At 33.8% G+C, this 5,825-nt stretch carries 2 protein-coding genes; both read right to left on the reverse strand.

The genetic code is table 11. The annotated features are described in order from the left end of the window. Positions 1 to 1,853: 1,853 nt before the first annotated feature. Positions 1,854 to 2,789 carry a hypothetical protein gene (locus AFK68_RS13890; RefSeq protein ID WP_143437861.1) on the reverse strand — a complete coding sequence of 312 codons (936 nt, stop codon included), beginning with the start codon at positions 2,787 to 2,789 and terminating at the stop codon, positions 1,854 to 1,856. A gap of 326 nt (positions 2,790 to 3,115) precedes the next feature. Further along, on the reverse strand, positions 3,116 to 5,617 hold the full coding sequence (locus tag AFK68_RS13895; protein ID WP_094673316.1) for a dynamin family protein: 2,502 nt from the start codon (positions 5,615 to 5,617) through the stop codon (positions 3,116 to 3,118). Positions 5,618 to 5,825: the final 208 nt, after the last annotated feature.

Here is a 5,825-nt window from a genome sequence, read left to right on the forward strand (position 1 = left end):
ATCGCACTCTTATTCATCAATTATTTCTCCCTAACCTATATTTTCTGGAGATGTCTATTAATAATTAGCGATCGCCTCCATCACAACACTTTGTTTATCTGAGTTAAATCATAATATTTTATTGTAGGGGTTTGGTCTCCAAACCAAAGTAAAATGTAATTTGAAAACTCAACCCCTACAGTTTTTTTCAAAAATCATTTAAGACTACTATATCTATTAATAATCTACTCAAGCAGACAAAATATATAATCCTGATTCAACATTATTGGGTAAAATTTCCTGACTACTTTTAACTCCTTGACTTTCACACAAAGCAGCAAATTCTTGTAAACTATCTAATCTTGCGGATAGTTCGCTTAAGGTGTCTAAATATTCGGCAATAGCTATTTGTTGATTTAGCCAAGTTTGATTATATCTTTCTGAAGCATAAGACATTTTTAATTCTACTTCTGCGTTAGTTTTCTGCCGTCGAATTTGGTCAACTTTTAAATGAGTATCTCCTGGATAAATTTGTGTAATTCTGGCGACTCTTTCGGGAGTAATATATTGTTGAAATGGCTCAGTAGCGAAACGGTAAGCTGTGGCTAATTCAGACTTANCTGCGTTAGTTTTCTGCCGTCGAATTTGGTCAACTTTTAAATGAGTATCTCCTGGATAAATTTGTGTAATTCTGGCGACTCTTTCGGGAGTAATATATTGTTGAAATGGCTCAGTAGCGAAACGGTAAGCTGTGGCTAATTCAGACTTATGATTACTATTAATTAATTCATTACCCCAGGTTTGAGCGACTTGTTGAAATTTCGGAACTTCTTCAGCAAGTAATTGTTTTGCTTCTTGATGTTGCCCTATTTCTAATAGTAAATTTGCTTCTGTTGCTGTTGCTACTGCCCAACCTTGAATGGCAATGTCGGTATTTAACATTAATTCTGCATCTAATTCTGGAGTAGACTGCATTGCTTGACTTGCTAAAAATAATCTAACTGCTGAAGTTGTTTTTAATGCTTGTCTGCGTGATTCATTGGGGAAGCGTTTGATGTCGTTTAATTCTGCATTTAAAGTCGCAATTTCTTTGATTAACATGGCTTTATGAATATTGGAAATTGCTTTGGCAAGGTTTTCTTGTTTTTGCCGACTATCTTGAACTAATAAATACAAATAAGCTAGTTGTCCGGAAATAATATTTAAACGATTATCTAGATAATTCAAACCTTCTAAAACAACTGTAAAACCTTCTGTAATTTTATTGTCGAGACTTTTTAAACCAGCTTCAACTCTAGTAAAACCAGTTTCCATTGTTTGTTGCAGATGACCTAAACTTTTCTGGATTTGATGTAGTTTAAAACCCATATAAGCAAAGCCAGCAATACTTACTCCTAGATTTAAAATACTGGCTCCGGCGGCAATTTGAGTTAATCCCATTACTTGAGATAAAGATTGTTGAATACCTAATAATTGGTGATAATTCATGCCATGACTAATAATTCCAGTTCCAGTTGCTACGGGTGTCAAAGGTAAGTTTATTAATTGGTTAGTAACTCCTGGTGTTTCGACTAAATGTTTAACAATTTGACCTGCTTTTTCTGTACCAGCAGACCATCGAATCACNTAATTCATGCCATGACTAATAATTCCAGTTCCAGTTGCTACGGGTGTCAAAGGTAAGTTTATTAATTGGTTAGTAACTCCTGGTGTTTCGACTAAATGTTTAACAATTTGACCTGCTTTTTCTGTACCAGCAGACCATCGAATCACGCTACCATAACGAGTCATTTCTCCAGTTAATAAGCCTTGGATAATTTCTTGGTTATTTACTAAAAGTTCGGTGTTAATAATCATTTTTGTTTCTCCTAAAGTTAACGGCTATAAACATCAAGGTTTCCGTAAGCTTCTATTTGTAAACGAGGTGATATTTCTTGAATTTTTGCATTAGCTAAGTATAAGTTGCTAAAAGCATCATAACGGTCTAATTGATTGACATTAGGTTTAAATCTCTCATCGGCTTGATTTAATTCTATGGTAATTAAAAAAATGTCATATTCTGAGGGTTCTTTTGCTTGATATTGATTAAGGTTGGCTAATTTTTGTGACAGTTTATCTTCGGTATCTTGCCGTAAGTATTGGGTGGCTTGATAGAGTTTTTCGCTATTTTCTTTATTGATTTTTTCTTCGGTTTTTAAGGAGTCAATCAGCGATTTATTGGAAGCAGAAACAACTAATACTAATAAGTAGGGTTGTTTTGGTGGGGATGGTGTGTTGGAAGTAGGATCTGATGTTTGTGGTAGTTGTTTTTGTGGGTGTATTGTGTTGGAATTAGGATCTGATGTTTGAGAGGGTGTTTGTGAAAATGTATTGTTGATTTCTTGAGTAGGTTTGGGTGAATCATTAAGTTTATAAATGAAGAAACCAACTGCTGTTATGACAAAGGCAATTAGTACAATAAATTCTGTGCTAGTAGTCCTAAAATTTGGATTAATTCGACTTAATAAACTATTGATTTTTTGAGACAAGGGATTATCTATGATAGTGTTCCGACACACACCAAATATGTCTGATTGTTTTTTTGGTGTTTTACTCTCTTCCCAAAGATAAGTGATTAAACTTTCTATAATATGTTGTTTGTATCCTTGGCAAATATAATGAGTTATCTGGTAATCAAAACCTAACTCCTGACACCAAAAGCTAACAGCATTATCTAAAACCAAATGAAACTCTTCAGTCTTGTTTTTCTGATTTTTATCCTTAACTTTATTAGCAATCTTATCCAAGGTATAAGTGAAATTATTTAGCATTTTAATTCAATTTAACTCCCGATAAAAGTACAAATTATTTTCGGTAAAAAAAACCAGATTGATAGTCCTGCATAGTAATGGTATATACGAAAAAAGAATACTTAGCACGGGAGCAAGATGCTCCCCATATTCTCGTAAGAAACATTCCCGAAAAATCCAAGACGATTACAATGCAATACTATCANCCGAAAAGATTGATAGTCCTGCATAGTAATGGTATATACGAAAAAAGAATACTTAGCACGGGAGCAAGATGCTCCCCATATTCTCGTAAGAAACATTCCCGAAAAATCCAAGACGATTACAATGCAATACTATCAGATTAATTAATCTCTGGAATTATTCTCTAACTTTTTCCTAGCTCCATTAACCATATTTTTTTCAACTTCAAAACTCTCCCAAAACTTTTTTTGCTCCTCAAAATTTAATTCAATTAACCTTAACTGTTCGTCTAAAGTTCGTTCGGCTAAATTTGTAATATCAATCACCGATTCTTCAAAGAGATTACTAACATAATCTAACCTATTAATAATCCAATTACGCAAAATATCCCACAAACTATCTTTTCCTTTTTCAACACCACTTAACCATTGTTCAACCATTAATTTTGGAGAGGGTAAAAATAGTTCTATATACTCAATATCTTCATAAACATCACGGGTTCTTTCTTCAGTATCGGTATATTCTACAGGACGACTTCTTGTTCTTGTTTTAGTTTGTTTTAAACAGGAACCAGATTTGTATTCTTCAGTATAAGTTTCATTTCTGGTTTTAGTTACATTTTCATAATAAGTTTCCGTACCAACAACTTCTGATTCTTGTGTCCGATTTTGTTGAATATTATCTGGAAGCTCAAACAACTTTTCTGGTAAAGTTGGTAAATTTTCAGCTAATTTTTTGCGGAGGTCTTTAATAGCAACTTCCTCAAGATTAATTGCAGCTAACTCTTTTTCTGATAGACAAACCTTTAACCTTTTCAGTTGATCATCTACTAAAGATTTTAAACCCTCTTCAAACTGTTTTGCTTTTGTTTGCAAAGTAAATTCTGCCCTCGCTGTCATACCTTGACGCATTGTATGATAAAGCAGTCTAACGTACTTTTCATCATGTTCTAATTCCTTAATTTCTGATTCATCATCAGCACGAACTTTCCGATAAAAAGCATCTGATTTCTTCTCAAATTTATCTAGCCTCCGACTCACATTATCATAAGACTTAGCAATATCTTTTGCTAATCCAGGATTAATAACTTCCCCTAACTTATCCTGAATATTATGGGTTGATTCATTATTTTCAAAAGCATCGCGCATCGGTAAAATTAGACATTTTGTTAAATCTCCTTCCACTTCTGCTACAGCATCAAAAATTAGAGACCAACCCTGATACCCTTTTTTTTCAGCATATTGTTTTATTTCAATTCTCGTGTTTGGGTCGTCTTCTTTTAATTTTTCTATATATTCTTGAACTTCCTGCTGAAAGTCTTTGCCAATTCGTTGTACATTTTTCTGTAAGTCTTGGCGAATTTTAGTAATTTTCTCTCTTTCTGTTTTAACCTGTTCTTGATTATCAATTTTGCGAACTTCAATCAAATTATTCAGAGATGCGTCTAAGACATCAAAACTATTAAAGACATCTAATAATGCTGGCAAAATAACTAACTCTGAAAAAGACTCTTGAATTCTGTTGTTAATACAACTCCATAATGCCTCCCCGCCACTCCATTTCAAAGCATAAAATCTAATTCGGCGCATTTGATAATCATCTGGCGGATTACCTAATTCCAAATTATCTTCACGCTCCCGAAACCAATTTTTTACAGTTAAATCTCCGTCAGTATTTTGCTTAATTACTTTGGCACAATCTTCAAATAAAGCCTTAAGAAATTTTGTTCTTTCCGCCGAAATAACTGTTGATTCACTTCTTAACGCTGTAGCTCCCCAAGCACATTGAGCATAATATAAAAGTCGAGCATTAAAAGGAATTACATCTGGTAATTCTGGCAAATCTAATTCTTGTTTAATCTCCTTTTTCAACTGTTCCAAACGTACCTCTAAAGGTAAATCATCCGCCCCTCTATTATCGACACGATTCAAAATAAAAATCATCGAATCTGTACGCCCTTGAAAATATTCAACAACCCGTTTTAACTCTCCCAATAATTTCTGTCTGTGTTGTTCATCTACCTGTAAATAATCTAGAGCGACTAAACTAAAAGCCTTCCCTACTAATGGTTGAATAACTTGTAAATTTGCTCGGTCTTGTACAGATTTTAAACCAGGCAAATCTAAAAAATCTATTCCTATTCCTTCAGGTAAACCAGACAAACTTAAATCATTAGCAGGCAACAAAGGAATATAAACTTGAATTTGTGGAGCAATACATTCTTTTTTCTTCCTTTGTTCGTGGTAACTGTGCATAACTACCCGAATTTTTTGATAGATTTCCTCATCTGTTAAATCTATCCATTCTCCTCTTTCCCAAACTGCATCAGGTGTCTCTTCAATAATTAACTTTCGTTCCTGGGAATGTTTCAGCGTTAAAACTCCCCCACTCATTTCTCCGGCTTCAATAGGTGCAATTTTTCGACCCATCAAAGCATTAATAATAGTTGACTTTCCCGATGAAGTTGTACCAATAGTAGCAATAGATAAACTGGGATTTTCTAGACGTTTTGTTGCTCCTTGATAAGCTGAATTAAAATCATCTAACTTACGACTTATAGTCTCATCTGCAAAAACTTCCGGTGCAGCATTCACTAAATTAGCAAGAGAATTTCCTAATTCTTGGAATAGGTTTCGGGCACTATCTAATTTTGATTGAGTATCCATGGTATTTATTGCTAAATTTACCCACTATATCTATTAAAGCATAAATCATACTTAATCCACTCATCAAAAAGTTCTTTTCTGTCATCCCCTCTCACCTTCAAAACTTATCTTATTAAAGCAGGTAGTAAATCTCTAAATGATGCACCAGCTCCATTATAAATTGGTAATCCTAAAATATTTGAACTATCATAATGAGTAGGTGGTGGTG

Origin of the sequence: Hydrocoleum sp. CS-953 (assembly GCF_002260545.1) — a bacterium.
Classification (GTDB): domain Bacteria; phylum Cyanobacteriota; class Cyanobacteriia; order Cyanobacteriales; family Microcoleaceae; genus Trichodesmium.